The sequence below is a fragment of the Paenibacillus sp. BR1-192 genome, assembly GCF_029542445.1.
GTDB lineage: Bacteria > Bacillota > Bacilli > Paenibacillales > Paenibacillaceae > Paenibacillus_AQ > Paenibacillus_AQ lautus_A.
Genome location: NZ_CP120718.1, coordinates 1665077 through 1684274 on the forward strand (window position 1 = coordinate 1665077; position 19198 = coordinate 1684274).

At 51.1% G+C, this 19198-nt stretch carries 16 protein-coding genes; 6 read left to right on the forward strand and 10 right to left on the reverse strand.

The window, feature by feature from the left end; genetic code table 11:
• Positions 1-26 precede the first annotated feature (26 nt).
• Together P0X86_RS07055 and P0X86_RS07060 are read right to left on the reverse strand one after the other, a co-directional pair.
• Positions 27-338, reverse strand: a complete 312-nt coding sequence (locus P0X86_RS07055; protein ID WP_277748203.1) for a helix-turn-helix domain-containing protein — start codon at positions 336-338, stop codon at positions 27-29.
• Complete coding sequence (locus P0X86_RS07060) at positions 335-958, reverse strand: AraC family ligand binding domain-containing protein (RefSeq protein WP_277748204.1); 624 nt, start codon at positions 956-958, stop codon at positions 335-337. The genes P0X86_RS07055 and P0X86_RS07060 overlap by 4 nt, the downstream gene beginning before the upstream one ends.
• A 181-nt stretch (positions 959-1139) precedes the next feature.
• Between P0X86_RS07060 and P0X86_RS07065 the strand changes: the two genes are divergently transcribed.
• Positions 1140-2333, forward strand: coding sequence for an acyltransferase family protein (locus P0X86_RS07065; protein WP_277749008.1), 1194 nt, complete (start codon positions 1140-1142; stop codon positions 2331-2333).
• Between the two features lie 147 nt (positions 2334-2480).
• Here the strand turns inward: P0X86_RS07065 and P0X86_RS07070 are convergent, their stop codons facing one another.
• Complete coding sequence (locus P0X86_RS07070; RefSeq protein WP_277748205.1) at positions 2481-4748, reverse strand: helix-turn-helix domain-containing protein; 2268 nt, start codon at positions 4746-4748, stop codon at positions 2481-2483.
• Between the two features lie 361 nt (positions 4749-5109).
• Between P0X86_RS07070 and P0X86_RS07075 the strand changes: the two genes are divergently transcribed.
• The 3 genes from P0X86_RS07075 to P0X86_RS07085 are packed head-to-tail and all read left to right on the forward strand — an operon-like array spanning position 5110 to position 8551.
• A complete protein-coding gene (locus tag P0X86_RS07075) occupies positions 5110-6000 on the forward strand; it encodes an ABC transporter permease (RefSeq protein WP_277749009.1) in 891 nt (296 codons plus the stop codon).
• Between the two features lie 16 nt (positions 6001-6016).
• On the forward strand, positions 6017-6898 hold the full coding sequence (locus tag P0X86_RS07080; RefSeq protein WP_009595368.1) for a carbohydrate ABC transporter permease: 882 nt from the start codon (positions 6017-6019) through the stop codon (positions 6896-6898).
• A 33-nt stretch (positions 6899-6931) separates the two neighbouring features.
• The gene (locus P0X86_RS07085; RefSeq protein WP_277748206.1) at positions 6932-8551 is read left to right on the forward strand and encodes an extracellular solute-binding protein; all 1620 of its coding nucleotides are present in this window, start codon (positions 6932-6934) and stop codon (positions 8549-8551) included.
• 179 nt (positions 8552-8730) lie between these two features.
• Here the strand turns inward: P0X86_RS07085 and P0X86_RS07090 are convergent, their stop codons facing one another.
• The 7 genes from P0X86_RS07090 to P0X86_RS07120 form a co-directional block, all read right to left on the reverse strand.
• Positions 8731-9717: an aldose 1-epimerase gene (locus tag P0X86_RS07090; protein ID WP_347177535.1), complete on the reverse strand. Its 987-nt coding sequence runs from the start codon at positions 9715-9717 to the stop codon at positions 8731-8733.
• A 1-nt stretch (position 9718) separates the two neighbouring features.
• On the reverse strand, positions 9719-10723 hold the full coding sequence (locus P0X86_RS07095; RefSeq protein WP_012819408.1) for a Gfo/Idh/MocA family protein: 1005 nt from the start codon (positions 10721-10723) through the stop codon (positions 9719-9721).
• 26 nt (positions 10724-10749) lie between these two features.
• Complete coding sequence (locus P0X86_RS07100; protein ID WP_096775230.1) at positions 10750-11589, reverse strand: carbohydrate ABC transporter permease; 840 nt, start codon at positions 11587-11589, stop codon at positions 10750-10752.
• The gene (locus P0X86_RS07105) at positions 11586-12563 is read right to left on the reverse strand and encodes a carbohydrate ABC transporter permease (protein WP_176502481.1); all 978 of its coding nucleotides are present in this window, start codon (positions 12561-12563) and stop codon (positions 11586-11588) included. Before P0X86_RS07105 ends, P0X86_RS07100 begins: the two co-directional genes overlap by 4 nt.
• A gap of 81 nt (positions 12564-12644) precedes the next feature.
• On the reverse strand, positions 12645-14012 hold the full coding sequence (locus P0X86_RS07110; RefSeq protein ID WP_192569457.1) for an ABC transporter substrate-binding protein: 1368 nt from the start codon (positions 14010-14012) through the stop codon (positions 12645-12647).
• Between the two features lie 358 nt (positions 14013-14370).
• Positions 14371-15246, reverse strand: a complete 876-nt coding sequence (locus P0X86_RS07115; protein ID WP_277749011.1) for a helix-turn-helix domain-containing protein — start codon at positions 15244-15246, stop codon at positions 14371-14373.
• Positions 15128-16603, reverse strand: coding sequence for a cache domain-containing protein (locus P0X86_RS07120; RefSeq protein ID WP_277748207.1), 1476 nt, complete (start codon positions 16601-16603; stop codon positions 15128-15130). The genes P0X86_RS07115 and P0X86_RS07120 overlap by 119 nt, the downstream gene beginning before the upstream one ends.
• A 304-nt stretch (positions 16604-16907) precedes the next feature.
• Between P0X86_RS07120 and P0X86_RS07125 the strand changes: the two genes are divergently transcribed.
• Both P0X86_RS07125 and P0X86_RS07130 read left to right on the forward strand, forming a co-directional pair.
• The gene (locus tag P0X86_RS07125) at positions 16908-17117 is read left to right on the forward strand and encodes a hypothetical protein (protein WP_192569455.1); all 210 of its coding nucleotides are present in this window, start codon (positions 16908-16910) and stop codon (positions 17115-17117) included.
• Positions 17118-17356: 239 nt separating this feature from the next.
• Entirely contained in the window at positions 17357-19150 is a 1794-nt protein-coding gene (locus P0X86_RS07130) for a choice-of-anchor I family protein (RefSeq protein WP_277748208.1), read from the forward strand.
• Positions 19151-19198: the final 48 nt, after the last annotated feature.

The following is a 19198-nucleotide window of genomic DNA, read 5'->3' on the forward strand; positions in this document are numbered from 1 at the left end:
AGGATTATCGTATGGTATTGAACACTCTATTTCATCGCTTGCTTACGAAAGTCGGTGGGAGAGATGCCCGTATACTTTTTGAAGATTCTGCAAAAATAGGAGAGTTCATTAAATCCGGTGGAGTAGCAAACATCCGTTACGGATAACTCCGGCTGCTTCAGCATCATCATGGCCTGCAGAATCCGTAGGTCGGTGAGATAACGGTTGAATGTTTTGCCTGTCCATTCTTTGAAGAGGATGCAGAACGTGGACCTTGATAAATTCGATAGGCTGCATAGGTCATTCAAATTCATATCTTCCTGATAGTGGTTATGGATGTGATCAACGACTCTTGTCATGATTTTCCGGTATTTCTCCGATTTCTCGAATCCTTCACGCAGCAGCTCGCCGTTGACCTGCCGTGCCAGAATCGAGAGAAGCACAAGCAGCTTGGCTTTGAGCGAGATTTGAAAAAAGGGGTGCGTCTCTCGTATTCGATCAGCATATCCTTCAGGACATTTCGGACCGTTACGTCGGTAACGCTGTCCAGCGTGATTTGGGATTGGGCATTCGTTTCCTTGCGCAGAAAGTATTCCAGAAAGGCCACATCGAAAAAGGCGTGGTCTGTCGGCTGTTCCTGAAATCTCTCGTTCACGAAGGAGGGCATGAATTCGCATCCGTAAATTTCGATGTCCTCATCGGGTGAAATGCTTACGCTGTGCAGGGTAAAAGGAGGAATAACAAAAATATCGCCTTTGCGTATCTCGTATACCTGTTGTTGGACGGTGTGCAGGAAAGCGCCTTTTGCCACATACCATATCTGAAAATAATCATGGCAATGCGTCCATAGGCTCTGCTGATAGGTCAATTTATACATTTTGCATGGAAGACCTTCCAACATCTCCATCTTTGAGTTAAAATAAACGACACCTGATCCCGTTAGTTCTTCAATATCGACCTGACTCCAATAAATACTCAAATAAATTCCCTCCCCTATTGATTTCCTTTAGTTTAAGAAAACGATTTCATTTTAGGTGACAGCCATTTTCTTAAACATGATTATCCCTAAAACATCCGGATCGTGTACAGAATTCCTCCTCCTCCCTAAGAAATATAGGTCACATTATCAGCCTATTTCATAGGGGAACGCGGGGTTGTTTATGAAAATCGTATATTTGGACGGCTTGAGAGGGCTCGCTGCCTTGATTGTAGTGGTATCTCATTTTTTTCAAGTGTTTGCACCGTCGGTTTTTGAGGGGAGGGAGGAGATCGAGCATTTCGCTTTTGAGGGGATTGCCGCGCGAACGCCGTTCAATCTGCTGTTTAACGGCAACTTCTCCGTCTGTCTGTTTTTTGTGCTCAGCGGATATGTGCTCAGCTATCGTTTTTTTGGGACAGGGGATAGGTTCATCGTTTATTCTTCCGCCATCCGCCGCTATTTTCGTCTGGCCGTGCCGGCTTTGGCATCCGTTTTCCTTGCTTATCTGATCCTCGTATTGGATCTCGGGGCTTATGACAATATACGCGGGATGACGTTATCTTCGATGCCGGATCCGTTTGCCGCGGACGCCAATCTGCTGGTCATGCTGAAGGAAAGCTTGTTCCATACCTTTTTCACCTATGGCTCGCAGTACAATCCCGTGCTATGGACGATGACGTACGAGTTGTTCGGTTCGTTCATGATCTTTGTTTTTCTGATTGTTTGCGGCCGTCATCGGATTCGTTATGCCGTGTATGCAATCCTCATCTGTTTATTCATCGATTCCTACTATTTGGGATTCGTCCTGGGCATGCTGATAAGCGATGTAAAGAACAGCGGGAGGGAGCGGCCGGCATTTATTCATCGGTCTTGGATCCAGCTTCTGCTGCTCTGCGCCGGTATTTACTTAGGCTCCTATCCCTATGTCGCACCGCAAGGAACGGTATATTCGATCCTCCAATGGGGGGCTTCCAATTTCGATTTCTTTGTGTTTTATCATGTAATCGGGTCATTCCTGATCCTGATGGTGCTGCTGCATTCGAGCCGAATGCAGGCGATATTCAGCCATCGTTTTTTTGCTTATTTGGGTAAAATCTCGTTCTCGCTGTACCTCGTACACTTTACGGTGATTTGCTCGTTCGGGAGCTATGTCTTTCTGCATCTCAGCCCGTTTCTGAGTTATGGTCCCCGCGTGCTGCTTACCACGATTCTCACGTTTGCGGTTATCGCCGCGGTGACCCATTGGTTTTACCGGCTCGTGGATGCCCGGATTCTGCTCGGGTTATCCAGGTGGAACAAAGCTTTATTCACGTCTGGGAAGCTGAGAGGACGAAAGGGCCAAATACAAACGGAACAGACCATGAAGGCCGACTAGATACAAATACGGTTACCTCCATCGTGTGAGCGAACAATGAAACGCAAAAAAACCTTCTCTTCCGGGTTACCGGCCGGGCATACGCCCGGTCCATGCCGAGAAAGAGAAGGTTTTCTTTTTGTTTTTTCTTTTTGTCACCGTAATCCTTTAGGATCCGCTTGCATGGGTCTGCACCACATGCTGCCTGCGGTATGCGCCCGGCGTCATGCCGACGGCCTTCTTGAATGTTCGGTTGAAGGAGGTGATGTTGAGATAGCCGACGCGCTGGCTGATCTCATTGACGGTCAGGTCGGTGCACGCCAGCAGCTCCTTCGCTTTGTTCATGCGGATGCCGAGGAGGTGATCGCTGAAGTTGAGACCGGTCTTCTCCTTGATATAAACGGAGAGGTAGGCGCTCGACAGGTTCAGCTTGGCTGACAGATAGTCCAGGGACAAATCTTCGGCATACTGGTTATGGACAATGTTCATGAACATGGCGATAAGCGGCTCTTCCCCGGTATCCTTTTTCTTGCGGATGAGGGCACAGGAGGCTTCGACGAGCTGACGGAATACGCCTCGGTAATCAGATAAACAATGGCATTCCGCCAATCTTGCGCTCCACTGCTTCAAGGATTGGACGGAGGTTTTGTCAATCTGGGCCATCTCCATATAACTTAGAATTTTGGAAGCCACGGAATCGGCGAAGAAACGAAATTGCGCGATGCCGGCCTCCTTGCGCTGCATGGCTTCAAGCGCCTGGTCGATGATCTGCAAGGAGCGGCCGTCGCTGCCGGATTGCAGCGCGTCGAGCAGTCCTTTTTCCTGCGGCGGACTCAGGTTGACGGTAGTAGGGAGTACCCGCTGCATGGTTACGATCTGCGATTCCTCGAGCAGCGGAGCCTGGGCAGTCAATCCTTTGACCTGATGGTAGGCTTGATTGAATTCGGACGAATCGCTTACCTGGGAGCTGACCGCAATCGTGACCAGGAACAATTCCTTCTCCTCGTTCAGCATATCCTTGATCTCCAGCAGCAACTCCTCCAGGCGGGCCGCTTCCTCCCGTTTGAAGATGGAGACGATCTCGTTCTTCTCGATCTGGAACGTATGGGAGCCCGGATAGCGCTCCGCCGTGATCAGATGAATATGCTCCAGCATATGGCGGACGGCCTGATCGGTTTGGAGGGGAAGCTCATAGACCGGATTCATCCGGAACCGGATATGGTACAGAACCACGATGAAGCTTCCGTCATCCGACAGGAAATCCTCCCATTCGCTGATATCGGTATTAATGCTTTTCAACTGACTGATATAAGAGTAACTGGTCAGGACGGACTTGTGTTTGTTCATGCGGTCCCGAATCTCTTCCTTCTCCCGGAACAGCTCCTGAATGCGGTTCTGGATCAGGTCGTATTCCGTGACGCTGCCGGTTTCCGGCATCGCCGAGCTGCTGGCTCTGTTCAGCACGGTCGTCAGGATCTGCTTTACCGGCTTATGCAGCCGCCGGCTGAGGAAATAGGATGCAGCCAGCGCTACCCCGAGCGATAGGCAGAAAATAAGCAGCAAACCGCCGGTTAACCGGCTCAGCTGGGAAGAGACATGGCTGTAAGGTACGGCCGAGACATAGGTCAATCCGTCGGATCCGGCTTCCGCAAAATAGTAGGTTCCATCCTTCAGCACGGCTTTTTGACCGGCCTCGAACGGCGGCAGCTGATCCTGGTCCATGGAGCCCAGCGTGTACAGCACTTGGCCTTCGGCATTCAGAATGGCAAGCGCGCGATCGTTCGACTCGCCGAAGAAGGACTGGGCGGCCTTATCGATATCGATGAGGGCAATGACCTCATATGGACTGTCCGGCTGCTTGTAAACAAAAGGCATCAGCGTTTTCTCGGACAAATCGTTGTTGATTCGATAGGTTGACGCAGGGAGGAGCTTGAAGGATTCAGGATCACCCGTATAACCGTTCCAGAACGAATAAGGGTACATCGGACTCGTATAGGAACGATTGAACATATAGGCAGCATCGCCGCTCCCGGATTTGCTGAGCACAAAATCAAACTCGCGAAGATAAATCAGGGTGTCCTCCAGAAAGAACAGCGGGTTATAGATATCGCTCCGCATCTGCATCATCACGTCTCGGGCCTTCAAGTAATTGACTTCGTTTCCGGTCTGGTGGCGAAGCTGATTATTGAAGCCGATTAATTCGGACTGGTTATATATATCGAACATTAATACCTGCAGCCTGCTGAATTGGTTGTTGAACCGTTCTGCCGTATCGTGAACCGACCGTTGGCTGTTATCGATGATTTCTTTTTGCAGGCTGGTCTTGAAGAGCTGGAAGATCACCGCATAGAACAATCCGAATAACACGATGATGGCCAGAAAGCTCAGAAAAATTTTAAAGAATACACTGTGGCTTTTATGCCGGATCCAATTCACAGTCTTCCCCCTTTGTATTTTTCTGACATTCAAGGTTTCATAACATTATATAGGACAAGTATTAAGGAATGTGCCCGAATCGTGTTAATCCTTCGTAAAAATGGGATAGTCAATATTTTAGATTTTAAGCATTGCTTTAGGAAAACGCCGCTTCCGCCCTTCCATCCAATGAAAGGCGAGACATCATTAAAATGGTCAATACCCCTGATGCGTTCGGGTCGTATATGATGCAGACGTGGACCTTGGGACACACGAAGACGCATAGACGAAAGAGAGGGGATTGCCGATTTTGCAACGTCAGCTAAACGATGTGGAAGCGCATTCAAAAATTCAAAAGAAAAGTGTCTGGCGGAGTTCAATGATGCAGATGCGCAGAAACTGGCAGCTATACGCTTTATTTGCACCGGTTCTGTTGTACTTCATTGTATTTCATTATGTACCCATGTATGGCGTCCAGATTGCATTCAAGGATTTTATAGCTAACAAAGGGATCATGGATAGCCCATGGGTGGGCTTCAAACATTTTGAACGCTTTTTTGACAGCTTTTATTTCTGGCGCATTATTAAAAATACGATGGGTATCGGGTTATATGAGCTGGCGGTCGGATTTCCGATTCCGATCATTCTGGCCCTAATGATTAATGAAGCCAGATCGGGCCGGTTCCGCCGATTCGTACAAACGGTAACTTATGCACCTCATTTCTTGTCCACGGTCGTTGTTGTCGGAATGATCATGATGTTCCTGTCGCCGGTAAGCGGCCTCGTCAATTTGATTATCACCTCCTTCGGCGGAGAGCCGATTGCATTCATGACGGAGCCCTCCTGGTTCAAGAGCATCTATGTGTGGTCCGGCGTGTGGCAGGGCATGGGCTGGAGCTCCATCATCTATTTGGCGGCACTCGCCGGGATCGACCCGCAGCTGCATGAGGCGGCCAAGGTGGATGGTGCGGGCTGGCTCCGGCGAATCTGGCATATCAATCTGCCGGGGATCGCGCCCACGATGACGATACTGCTCATTCTGAACATCGGTTCCGTTCTTGGCGTCGGCTTCGAGAAGATCTTCCTGATGCAAAATTCGCTTAATATGGAAGCGTCCGACGTCATCGCCACGAATGTATACCGGAGCGGCATACTGGGTGCTCAGTACAGCTTCTCGGCTGCGGTCGGCCTGTTTAACTCCATCGTCAACTTTATCATGCTGATTACCGTAAACCGGATTGCCCGAAAAGTCAGCGAGAACAGCCTATGGTAAGGAGGAATGATGGCATATGCCGCAAAGCCGCAGTGAACGAATAGCCGGAGTATTTATTTACATTATACTATCATTTATTACGCTCCTTGTGCTCTATCCTTTATTTTTTGTTCTGATTGCTTCCATCAGCGCCCCGGAAACGGTGATGCGGGGGGAAGTATGGTTATGGCCGAAGGAATTGTCGTTTGTCGGTTACGAGCGATTATTTGCCAATTCGGATCTCATGCGGGGATTCATGAACACGCTGCTGTATACGACGACGGGAACGGCCTTGAATGTATTGATGACGATCGCAGCTGCTTATCCGTTATCCAGAGCCGATTTTAACGGCCGCGGCATTTTTACGGCGATTATCGTATTCACCATGTTTTTCAGCGGGGGAATGATTCCGAATTACCTGCTGGTGAAGGAACTGGGGATGCTGGATACGATTTGGGCCATTATTATCCCTTCGGCGGTATCAGTGTGGAACATCATTATTATGCGGACCTTCTTCCAGAGCTCCATTCCGAAGGAGATGCAGGAGGCGGCGTTTATTGACGGAGCTTCCAACATGCGGGTGCTATGGCGCATCGTCCTGCCCTTATCCGGTCCGATTCTGGCCGTGATGGTGCTGTTCTATGCCGTGGGCCACTGGAATTCGTATTTCAGCGCGTTGATCTACTTGTCAGACCGTGCGAATTATCCGATGCAGCTGTTCCTGCGTGAAATTCTGGTTCAGGGGCAAATGCAGGAGATGGTGGACATCAGCGACGATTCACTGGCACGCAGCCTGATGGATGCGGAAGCGATCAAATATGCGGCGGTCATCGTGACGAATCTGCCGATGCTGCTGCTGTATCCGTTCCTGCAAAAGTATTTTGTGAAGGGTGTTATGATTGGTGCAATTAAAGGTTGATTACGGACAATCGATGAGGGGGATATGAAATTTATGGTGATGAAAAAATGGACTTCGCTTACATTGGCTGCCGTGCTGGCAGCCGGATTGCTGGCTGGTTGTGGAAGCAAGAGCGGGGAAGGCGCAGCCGATAAGGGCGAAACGCCGCAGGCTAATTTTAACGAGACCGGAATGCCGATTGTGAACGAGCCCCTCGACCTTACGTTTTTCACAGGAAAGTCGCCAACGAACGGAAGCAAATTCGAGGAAACCCTTGTTTGGAAAACCTACCAAGAAATGTCGAAGGTAAATGTGACCTGGAACCTCATTCCATTCGATACGCTGACCGAGAAGCGGAACCTGGCGCTTGCAGGCGGGGATTATCCGGATGTGTTCTATTCCGCAAGGGTCAGCTCCGCCGAATTGACCCGCTATGGGGAGCAAGGAGTATTTATACCGCTGAACGATCTGATCGATCAATATGCTCCGAATTTCAAAAAGCTGATGGATCAGTACCCGGATATTCGAAAAGGACTGACGATGCCGGACGGCAATATCTATTCCCTGCCTTCTTTCTATGATCCAGAACTGCTCTCCATGTTGATTGGCACCCCGATATGGATTAATCAGGAATGGCTCGATCAGCTCGGGATGAAAGAACCGCAGACAACCGAAGAATTCTATGCTTATTTGAAGGCGGTCAAGGAAACCGATCTGAACGGCAACGGACAGCATGACGAGATACCTTTCTCTTCCACAGGCATTACCGGGATCATCGATCATTTGAAAGGCTCTTGGGGACTTGGCACGAGCGGACTTGGCCATAAATTGGTGGATGTCGATCCAGACACTGGGAAATTGCGCTTTACCAAGGCCTTGCCGGAGTACAAGGAAATGCTTCAATTCGTCAACAAGCTGCACCAGGAAGGGCTGCTCGATAAAGAGATCTTCACGATTGAAGGCGGCGCGTTGAATGCGAAAGGGCAGGAGGGTCTGCTCGGTGCCACGATCGTGCCGAATCCGGAGATGGTCATGGGACGCAAAGAATACATCGGGCTCGGGGCGCTTAAGGGACCGGACGGAGACCAGCTCTATTCCCACGTCAAAGTGCCGATGGTTCACGTGGGTGCATTTGCGATTACCGATAAGAACCCGAATCCGGAAGCAACGATCCGTTGGATGGATTATTTCTACGGGGATGAGGGAGCCCAATTCTATTTCATGGGTAAAGAAGGCGAGACTTACACGAAGAACGCGGACGGTCAGTTGGAATATGTGAAAGAGATTACGGAGAATCCAAACGGATTAACGCAGGATCAGGCATTGGCCAAGAATTTCACTTGGCTCGGGGGCAGCTATCCGGGCTTTGTGCGGGAGAAATGGTTCAAAGCTTCGGAGACGCGTCCTAACGCCATGGCCGCTGCCGAAAAAGCAGAGCCGTATGCCGTGAAGGAGATCCTGTACAACTTTAACTTTACATTGGAGGAAACGGACGTCATGACCTCGATCGGTAAAGATATCGAGGATTACGTGAAGGAAATGGAAGCGAAATTCGTGAACGGCTCGGCCTCGTTCAGCCAATGGGAAGAGTATGTGAACACGCTCAACAAGATGGGATTGGACCGATACATGGAAGTTTACCAGGCCGCATATGAGCGCTATCAGGCGGAGTAAACGAAAAATATATAAATCCAGGGCGCGATTCGGGGGATTCCCGGATCGCGTTTTTTTATTCAATTGGTGAAATCCCAAAAGGGGTGAAGATCAAACGTACAACAAGCTGGGAAAGCGGCCCGTTCAAGGAAACATCCTTGCTAGCGGACCGCTTTTGTCATGGTTTTAGTCGAGGTGAATCAGAGTTCTTCCACATGGATGGTACAGAACAGCAGGGCGCTCCTGCCGGGCCCCAGCACCTGCATGCCGGTGATTTCCGGATCCATCCCCAGGTTGAAGGCATTGGTAGCGCAAGTATAAGGCTCGGGACATAGATAACCGCTCGCCCCATCGCCATTGTGCAGCACCCAATGCTTGAAGGCGTCATCCGCGCGGTAGGTAACCCTGAGGCCAGCCCCAGGATCGGTTAATACGGCTTCGTTACGGTCTTCCGGCATGGCAAGGAACAGATCATCGAGCGGGAACTGACTGACGGAAATGCCGTCCCGCAGGCCTCTGCTGCGGAAGTCATGAACGAGCTCCCCGGTCGGCAGCACCCGGTCGTTAAGAACCCATCGTTTCCCGACAGGCGCCCGCAGCGTGCAGCGCTCCTGAGCTTCCGCATCCCCGAAGGGAAAGCGGAAGGTGGTATGATACCCCAATCCCCATGGAAAAGAGTGTTTGCTTTTGTTGCGGATTTCTGCCGTCTGCCTGAACGAAGCGCCGTCAATGCTCATGCGCAGAAGGATCGAGAACTCATGCGGAAATTGAGACATGACCGCAGGGCGGCCTCTCGAAGAGAACACGGTTTCGATCACGGCCCGATTCCCCTTGGTCCAGCAGCGTCCGACTTCCCATGCTTCGTCATGAACAAGTCCGTGCACATGATTGTGATGCTGCGGCTCATTGATGCGGAATTGATAGGGGCGGCCTTTAAAGGTAAAGCTGCCGTTCTCGATCCGGTTGGGCGGAAATAAGACAGGCATGCCGTATAAGAAGGGTGTCCGCTCATATTCCGTCATGGATGGCGGCGTGCGCAGCAATTCGGTGTCCGATGGTTTCCAGCGCAGCGAGATGACTCTGCTCCCCCATCCCGGAACCACCGTCATGGATAAGCGATCATTTTCGGCCCTCACTGCAGGCATGTCAAGAAAAGTGCATGATTCAACCGCTGGGCATGCCTCCATGTCACACCTGCTCAACCTGTCCGCTTAAGACGGAGCGATGGATGGCATGTACCAGCTTGGTATTCAGCAAGCCGGCAGCTGCGCCCGATTCGGGCATCGTATCCAGGCGGATATGATCGACAAAGGAATGGAGCATGTAATGGGGCGCCGCGGTATATTGGCCGTTGATGGGCGTGCCGAGCGTATGGACATGACTGTAGACGCTGCCGCCCTTACGGACCATTTGATCGGATAAGTCGACATACAATGCCCCGTCCTCGCCGATGATCTCGACTTTGAAGTCATAGATCAGCGGCATCGATTCGGGCAGCACCCAGCTGGTCGTGAATGCTGCATGCGTGCCATCGTCGAAGGATACGATCGTTTGCATGGAATCGTAGGTGTCGATCCCCATCCCGGCCAATTTCTTCTTCGTCCCTACCGCGTAGACGCTGACCGGCAGAACCCCGCTCTTCAGCCATAAGGCAATATCCGTCGCATGCGGGAATAGGAACCAGCCCGGCGTGGATTCCCCGGCCCATTTCAGCATTTTGGTAGGCACGTAGATGGTGTCATTCAAGCGGGTGTTGATGGTCAGAATATGGCCAATGTCCCCATTCCGGACGGCTTCCTTAACCGCAACGAAAGGAGAATTCCAGCGATTCTCGAATGCAACGAGGCATTTGATGCCCGCTTTCTCTACCGCGGCGTACATTTCCTCGGCCTCCTCGACGGAGGTGGAGAAGGGTTTTTCGACCATGATATGGATGCCTTGCTCAGCCGCGAGCATAACGGGCTTTTTATGCAGGAAATCCGGCGTGGCAATCACGATGGCATCCAAAGCCTCGCTTTCGAGCATATCCTCAACTTGCAAATAGCCGGGAACCCCGTATTTCTCTATGCTCGCGTTCAGGGTAGTTTCATAAGCGTCGCTGACCGCGGCCAGCTCCGCATAAGGATTTTGGCTGAGGGTATCGGCGAACATGCTGCCGCGAATCCCCATGCCTACGATTCCGAATTTGATCATTGTGACCCCTCCTTGAATGGTTAGCTTTATTTAACGGCTCCGGCGGTCATTCCGCTGACCAGATGCTTTTGCAGCAGCCAGAACGCAATCACGATCGGAAGCGTGGTTATGACGGAGCCCGCCATGAGGTAATCCCAGTTGACGACATACTGTCCCTGAAAGCTGGCGATGCCGACCGACAGCGTCCATTTGTCGTAATCGCTGATGAACGTCTGGGCAAACATAAACTCGTTCCAGCTGGTTAAGAAAGAGAAGATGCCGGTTACCACGAGTCCGGGAAGCGTGAGCGGGAGCAAAATCCGGATAAAGGTTGTGAAGCGGTTGGCACCGTCAACGCTCGCAGCTTCATCGATGGACTGGGATACGCTGTCGAAGTAGCCCTTCAGCATCCAGGTACAGAACGGTACCGCAAAAGTGGTATAGGCAATGACGAGACCCAGATGGGAGTTCAGCAGATTGTAATCCTTCATGATCAGGTACAGCGGAATAATGAGCAGCGAGCCGGGGAGCATCTGCGTCAACAAGATGATATATCCGAGCGACATCCGTCCCCGGAAACCGAACCGGGACATCGCATAGCCGCCAAAGGCGGAGATGATAAGAGAGAATACCGTCGTTAGCAGCGAGACAAACGCCGTATTGCCGAACCATTTCATAAAGTTGGCGCTGTCGTCCGCATGAGGATTCAGCATGCCCTTGTACCCCTCCCAATGAAGCTCTTGAGGAAGATACGTCAGCGGCGTACTGTAGATTTCGGCCTGAGGCTTCAACGAAGTCAGGATCATCCATAGGAAAGGAGATACGGCAAACAACGAAATGAGAACGGCGCATGCATACACGATGATTTTGCTGATCCCTTTGCTCATGACATCTCACCTGCCTTCGTAGCTTTCATGTACATCACGGTGAATACGATGGAGATGGCCAGCAGGATCATCCCCGCAGCGGAAGCCAAACCGAAGTCAAACGATTTGAACCCTGCCCTGTAGATAAAAATGGTCAGTATTTCGGTTACCCGGCTCGGTCCGCCCCCGGTGAGGACGTAGACGATGCCGAAATCCTTGATGGTCCAGATGATCAGCAGCAGGAAGACGATGACGGATACGGGCTTTAACATCGGGAAGGTAATGCTGAGAAACTGGCGCCATTTCGAGGCACCGTCGATTTCCGCCGCTTCGTACAAGCTTTTGGATATGCTCTGCAGACCGGCGAGCAGCATGATGGCGGCGAACGGGAAGCCCTTCCATACATTGACGAACATGGCTGCCCAGAGCGCGGTGTCGGCTTCGCCGAGGAAAGCGACCGGATTGGACAACAGGTTGAGCTTCAGCAGGAGATCGTTGATCACGCCGAATTGGTAATCATACATCAGAATAAATACGAGACAAGCAACGACTTCAGGGACGGCCCATGGGATGATCACCAGCGCTCTTACGAGCCCTCGGCCCTTAAAGGGAATGTTCAGCAGGACGGCCGTACCGATTCCCAGCAGGAAACGCAGAACCACCGTCACGATAATGTATAGAAAGGTAATGCCCAACGATTTCAGGAAATGCCCCGACTGGATGGCTGCTGCATAGTTGTCCAAGCCTACGAAGGGATTGCCTTCGGCAATCGGCTTCGCAACCTTCCAGTACTGCACGCTCATGAGCGCCGATTTCAAAATCGGATAGAGGAGTACAAGAGCAACGGTAATGGCCAGCGGCGCAATAAATAAATAGGCGGCTGTATTTTTTTTGAAATGCCGTTTTTCCTCCAGCCATAATCGCTTGGCCTTCGAAGCTCTCTTCAACGGCAAGGGAGTTTGCCTGCTTGTCACATCCGTTCGCGTTGGATTCATTCCCCCACCTCCTTATGATGTAAGTGCCACCCGGCCGTGGGGCCGGGGCAGCTTCAATCGTTTGATGTTTTCGAATGCCTCTTAATGCATCGTGTCTTTCATCTGCTCAGCCGCGCTATCCAGCGCAGTCTTGGCGTCTTTCATGCCGACGAACATCTCCTGCGCGGCATTGATCAGGATTTGGGACAGGGAGCCGAGTTCAGGGATGGGCGGGTCCATCACGGCCGGGGCGTATACATTCTCCTGGAAATCGAAGAATTGGGCAGCCAGCGGATTCTCCGTTTTGTATTCTTCGGATTCGGCGTATTCCTTGCTGCTCGGAATCATGCCGGAACCGGCGATAATTTGCTGCGCTTCCCGGGAGGTCATCCATTCAAGGAATTCCCAAGCTTCGTCAGGATGCTTGCTGTCTTTGGAAATCATCGACACGATCGGATAATTGTGCGGGTTTGGTTTATAGGTTTGACCTTCGTATACGACGGAAGGCTGCGGCATGAGCCCCAGGTCGTCCATTAAAGCTTCATCGCGTTCTTTGGTCATGCCGATAAACCAGGGACCATCCATCATCATGCCGGCCTGGCCGTTCCAGAACATCTCGCGGCTGACCTTCTTGTCGCGGGTTCCCGGAGGCGTGGCCTGCGGGTTCTTGATCAGATCCTGCCACCACTCCGCCGCCCAAACGTTTGGTGCGGAATTGACGTTAATCCGGTCGGCCTCGTAAGGGCCAGCTTCGCCGTCCGGGAAGTAAATGCCTCCCGATACGGGACGAGCGAGCAGCCGGTACCATTCCGAGGCGATAAAGGGATGGGTGCCGATGACGCTGGAGAACCCGTATTGTCCGTCTTTAACACCGCCAAGCTGTATGGCGGCTTCTTTGAAATCATCCATCGTTTGAATGGAGGCCGGATCGATTCCGGCGGCTTCGAACATCGATTTGCTGTAGAAAATGCCGGTTGATCCCCATGCGTAATTGGATAAGGCATAATAAGAGCCGTCCACCTTGCTCAGTTCCTGTCCGACAAGCTTGTCCTCAAGTCCGCTCGCTTGAATCTTCTCGTCGAGATTCACGAAGGTGCCCCCGCTCTGCAGCGCATTATAGGTGGCGATATTCTCCGGGTATACCTGAACGATGTCGCCCTGCGTACCTGCCAGAATCTCGGTGGTCAGTTTATCCCAGTAATTCTCGTAGTCTGTTCCATGAACTTTGATGGTGACGTTAGGGTGGGTTTCATTGTATTTGGCAATGAGTGCATCGATTGCCTTCTTATGAGGTTCTTCGGCGTATACCGACGTCTCGAACGAGATCGTAATTGGATCGCCGTCGGACGGGGCGTTGCTTGCGGAGGCCGGTTCCTTGCCACCCGAGCAGGCGCTTAATACGGTTGATAACGTAACGGCTGCAGCGATCAGCGCCGTCCATCTCTTTTTCTTTCTGTTTCTGTCTACCATTGCTAGTTCATCCCCTTCTGGTTTTTTAGTTATGGTGGAAAGCGCGGTGAGGCGCCGTTCCTTGCCCTTAATAAAAACACCTGCTGCCAGGCCAGACAACAAACACTTTTCACTTAACAAACCGAAAGGCGAATCTAGTGTTAGTGTAAACGTTACCGCGATGGCAATTTAAATAACACTGGAAAATGTATGTAATATAAATCACAAAAAACTTTTCTCTACCCGGAACTATTTTCTACTTTGCGCCCGATGGGAATGGCTGCGCGGGCAGGAGCCGCTACGGCATAAACGGGAAAAGGCCGAGGGACCATATGATGTCCTTCTCGGCCTTCGTTTGATGTTTAGGTTCTGCGCCGTTTTATTTGCCTTTGCGGTAATCCATCGGGGGGACGCCGGTAATTTTTTTGAAGGTCCTGGCAAATGAAATCGGGCTGCTGTAACCGACCCTCTCCGTAATTTCCTGTACAGACAATGCGCTTTCCGTGAGGAGCCGTTTCGCTTCCTGGATTCGTAAATCAATCAAAAAGTCCACGAATTTCAAGCCGTACTCTTCCTTGAACAATCTGCTCAAATATTTGCCGCTGATCCCGAACTTGTCCTGCAGGTAATCAAGGGATAGTTCCGCCTTCGTATAATGCTTTTCAATATAAGCCTTAACCTCTTGGACGAGGTTTCCCTGGCTTCGCAGATTCCGCTGCGTATCCAGCCGTTCGGCAAATTGCTCCAGAAGCTGAAGCACCATCTGCGTCCAATCCTCCGGCAGGTCGATTTCTTTTTGAACCCGGTCGAGTGCCGGCATCGTTTCTGTTTTCCAGAGCAGGTAGTATTCGTCGTTCATTCCGGAAGCCGTTTTGTTCAGATGGTAGGTGAGGTAATGCAGCACGCTGCTTGCGCCCCGGCGCGATATGCCTTCTTCCAGCATGTTCTGAAAGAGCGCCTGCATTTCCGTCTTCCACTTGGCTTCTTGGAGTCGGAAGGCGTCAACGATCCGGTCAACCTTTTGAAAATAATGAAAACTATGATCCTTCGACAAGGGATCGGACGAATAAGGAATGATCATGGCACTTCGATTGACGGGCTTCGTTTGCAGCGCATCCAATGCCTCATGGTATGAATCATGCAGATTGTCCGGATGCTCGACCGGCTCCCCGAGGCCGACGGATAAGGTGAACGATAAGGCATCGGCAAATCGGCGCTGGCATTCTTCCGCGAAGGAGAGGGCCTCGAATGCCAGCTTCTCCGCTTCTGGCGATATGACCAGAATGCCAAGCAAGCTGGTGCAAGGATACCCAGAGCAGCTTCACCTCGCAGGCATGATCCGACGCCGCTTCCAGGATGATGGTTTCGATGGCTTTTTGCTGAGTGCCATGCTGCATCTGACCGTAATTTGCGCTCCACTCGGAACGGTGATCCACTTCCAGGACAAAAACCAGCTGCTTGCCAAACAGCACGGGCAGGCCATGCTTGGCCGATTCCTTCTCCCATTCCTTCAAATCGAAGGAACGCGTCCCTTCCAGCAGCTCGTACACGAAAAAATTTTGCTGGGCCTTCAAATCCTCCTCGAACTGAAGCTGGAACCTTGCGTTCTGATCAATCATGTTTTGCAATTTGGAATTGATGAACGTAAATTCGTTTTTATGGATTTCCTCCGGGGCGTCCTCCTTGGAGGATAGCTGCTGCAGCTGGTTGACCAGGTGCTGAATGGGCCTGTAATTTTGCAGCGTCACGTAGACGATCCAGGCGACCGAAACGGCACAGAGAAGCAAACCGGCAATAAACCAAATATTCGATAGGCTGATGATGAAATTGAAGGTATCCGCTCCTTGAACGCTGCTAACGATGCGCCAGCCCGTATAGTCGGAATTCGCTTCCGACTGAAGGGCGCCGTTGCTGGCTCCGCTCCTGCTGACGGAAGTCTCCGATTTTGCCATATCGAACACGCTGTTCCCTTGTGTATCATATAGGCTTAGTATGCGGGAAGACGGGTCATGCATTTGAAGAAGCATTCCCTGCAGGGCGTCAGCGCTTACATTAACGACGATTAACCCATGATGCTTGGAGAAGATGGAAACGCTGCGCGTCAATGAGACGACGGGGACCCCTTTGTCGGACGGCAGCTCCTTGTACAGCCTGGTATCCGACCAATGGCTGTTGGGTGCTTCCAGCTTGGAGCGGATGAAGGCGTTATCGGCATATTGATCCAAGGAATAGCTTGTGCTTTCATTGAGGACTTGATTATGATCCGCTTGAACCATGTAAATGGAATGAATCAGGGGATTGGTCATTTTTAAATCGCGCAACAGATTCATCACGTCCACCTGAAGGGGCAAATCCTTTTCCGTGCTTCTGGAGAAAAAGGAGATGACCTTTCGATTGCGCAGCATTTCAAGCGAAATTTTCTGATCCAGGGAAGACAACGACGTATCGATCATCAGCATCGCTTGCTGGGTTACGTAAGCATTGGAACGCTCGGCATCCTTTCGGTTGCTTTCGCTCAATGATTGGAAAAAGACGAAAAATAAAAAGGCGGGGACGATCAGAAAAGCAGGGATATACAGCATAAGCATCCGCGTAAACCAGTTACGATTCATGTTGGTTCCTCTTTCCTAGGCAAACATAAATGATATGCACACGTTATGGCCTTCGAATAGTCATGAATAGATCTTCGGCTGTTTTTCTTGTGAAGTGTTTGTGTTACAAATAGCAATTCTTTATGTTAGTTTATCAGACATCATGTCGATTTGACTACAATATTGTCGGAAATGTGACAAGGAAACATAATGCATGGTGAATTTTTCCATTAAACATGATAAAATTCAAGAAACGTGTTCAACCGAAGACTTGCGTTGTATATCCGACATGCTAATCGATAGAAAATGGAGGAGGACGCAGCCAATGGAGCCAAAGACGACTTTCAGCGATATTCCCAAAGGGTTCGCGGCGTGGTTTTTTAAGCAGAGGCGCAGATATACGTCAAACAAGAAGATCGAATGGTTGGTTGAGCGGCTGTTCCAAGGTCTTCTTATCGTTTGGGGGATCATTCTCATTCGGTGGTTCATCCTGATCACGGTTGCAACGATGCGGCATTTCGGGGTTTTTGATTGAAGTATGAGATGATCCGAGGCTGGCGCATGTTATAAACAGGTACCGGAATACATATGGAAGAAAAGAATAAGCAAGCCGCCAGCTCGAATGCAGCTGCTGCTCTGGGAAGCCCGACTTGGAGGTCGAGGCTTTTTTTGTTGCATGGAGCCATTTTACATAAACCGCGACTGATATTGAGCATCCGTTAACACTTCCTCCTTACACTTGAATGTAAATAAGGTAGAAGAGGGGATATGGAGTTGAAGCATAAAAGCATGAAAGTAGTTTCGCTGTTGATGGCAGCGGAAATCACGATGGCCTCTCTGTTTTCGGGGGGCAGCGTGTATGCTGGCGAGGGGCAGGAATTGCTCCAGACCGCCAGCATGGAGACGACATCACAAGATGCAGCTATTGCTGCCGTGGATTTGGGCATGACCGATATGATCTTTCCGGATGCATATGCGGAAGAGCCGTATGCGGTCACCGTAGATGTGTATGGCGGACAAGCGCCTTATACGTTCTCGGCGACAGGTTTACCGGCAGGCTTGACCCTTGCATCCGATACGGGAGCCATTTCAGGTACGCCTGCGGCTGGACAAGAGGGCGAGCATACGGTTGAGGTAACGGTGCAGGATAGTGCAGCCTTACCTGCTACGGTCCAATCGGTTGTGAAATTGCAAATATTGGGCAAGCGTCCATCACCTGTGGCCGACAAGCTGGCCATGAAGATGATCGGACATTATTCCGTAGGTACTTCCAACAAGGATGGCGGCGTTGCGGAGATTGTAAAATACAACAAAGATAACGGGAAGCTCTATTTGGTTAACGGATCGACCCAGCCGGCCAGTCTCGAAATCGTGTCTCTAGTCGCCGATGGCAGCTTGGTTAAGGACAAGCAGATCCATGTAGAAGATTTGGCGAACACGGGCGGTTTCCTGTATGGAGACTTGACCAGCGTGGATATCAACACTAAGACGAAGCAGGTCGTGGCTGCCGTTCAGGAGCAGGATCATACGAAAACCGGCAAGGTCCTGGTGCTCGATTATGACGGCGGCTTAATCAGATCCTATGAAACCGGCGTTCAGCCGGATATGGTCAAGTACACGTCCGATGGCCGTTATATCCTGACGGCGGATGAAGGCGAGCCCCGCACGGAGACCGCACCGGATCCGGAAGGAAGCATCACGATTATCGATACTTTGGCTGGCGAAGTAAGCCATTTGAAGTTCGATGACCCGTCGATCATTGACGATCGGGTGCATATTCGCGGGAATGTGGAAGCGGACGGCCAAATTCGCAGCACCGGAACGAAAAACGATGCCGTCCATGATCTGGAGCCCGAATACATCGCATTGTCGGAGGACGAGCTGACAGCGTACGTGGCCCTGCAGGAAAACAATGCGATAGCCGTGGTCGATATCGCCTCGAAGCAGGTTCAATCGGTCCGGGGGCTCGGATATAAGGATTTGAGCCAGCCAGAGAATCAACTGGATCTGCTCAAGGATGGACAAATCAAGTTTGAGAATGTTCCTTTTTACGGCATGTATATGCCGGACGGAATTGCGACCTACAGCGTGAACGGGCAGCAGTATATCCTGTCCGCGAACGAAGGGGACGCTACCGGCTGGGATGACCGAAGCAATGAAAGCGACATCGGCAAAATGAAATCCAATCTGGATCCATCGTCGCCGGCAGCCCAATTCCTGGCTGGCAAAGGGACAACCTATGACAAGGTTGAAGTTGCGAGCGATATGGGCAATGAAGGGCTGTATCTGTACGGGGGGCGTTCCTTCTCCATCTGGAATGCGGCGGATTTGTCCCAGGCATACGACAGCGGCAGTGATTTTGAGAAGATTACGGCGGAGCGCTTGCCGAATCATTTCAATGCAAGCAATGACAAAACCGATCTGGACAGCCGCAGCGCCAAGAAAGGCCCGGAGCCGGAATATGTTGCCGTGGGCAAGGTCGGACAGAAGACGCTGGCTTTTGTCGGACTGGAGCGCATTGGCGGCGTCATGACCTATGACGCCGCCAATGCGCTCCGGCGTTCCTGAACTACTTCAACTCGCGGGATTTCAACGGAGGCATCCAATCGGATTCCG

Coding starts and splice junctions, on each gene's coding strand:
- P0X86_RS07055 (WP_277748203.1), bottom strand. CDS start 338: ATGACAAGAGTCGTTGATCACATCCATAACCACTATCAGGAAGATATG.
- P0X86_RS07065 (WP_277749008.1), top strand. CDS start 1,140: ATGAAAATCGTATATTTGGACGGCTTGAGAGGGCTCGCTGCCTTGATT.
- P0X86_RS07075 (WP_277749009.1), top strand. CDS start 5,110: ATGCAGATGCGCAGAAACTGGCAGCTATACGCTTTATTTGCACCGGTT.
- P0X86_RS07080 (WP_009595368.1), top strand. CDS start 6,017: ATGCCGCAAAGCCGCAGTGAACGAATAGCCGGAGTATTTATTTACATT.
- P0X86_RS07085 (WP_277748206.1), top strand. CDS start 6,932: ATGGTGATGAAAAAATGGACTTCGCTTACATTGGCTGCCGTGCTGGCA.
- P0X86_RS07090 (WP_347177535.1), bottom strand. CDS start 9,717: ATGGAGGCATGCCCAGCGGTTGAATCATGCACTTTTCTTGACATGCCT.
- P0X86_RS07095 (WP_012819408.1), bottom strand. CDS start 10,723: ATGATCAAATTCGGAATCGTAGGCATGGGGATTCGCGGCAGCATGTTC.
- P0X86_RS07100 (WP_096775230.1), bottom strand. CDS start 11,589: ATGAGCAAAGGGATCAGCAAAATCATCGTGTATGCATGCGCCGTTCTC.
- P0X86_RS07105 (WP_176502481.1), bottom strand. CDS start 12,563: ATGAATCCAACGCGAACGGATGTGACAAGCAGGCAAACTCCCTTGCCG.
- P0X86_RS07110 (WP_192569457.1), bottom strand. CDS start 14,012: ATGGTAGACAGAAACAGAAAGAAAAAGAGATGGACGGCGCTGATCGCT.
- P0X86_RS07120 (WP_277748207.1), bottom strand. CDS start 16,603: ATGAATCGTAACTGGTTTACGCGGATGCTTATGCTGTATATCCCTGCT.
- P0X86_RS07125 (WP_192569455.1), top strand. CDS start 16,908: ATGGAGCCAAAGACGACTTTCAGCGATATTCCCAAAGGGTTCGCGGCG.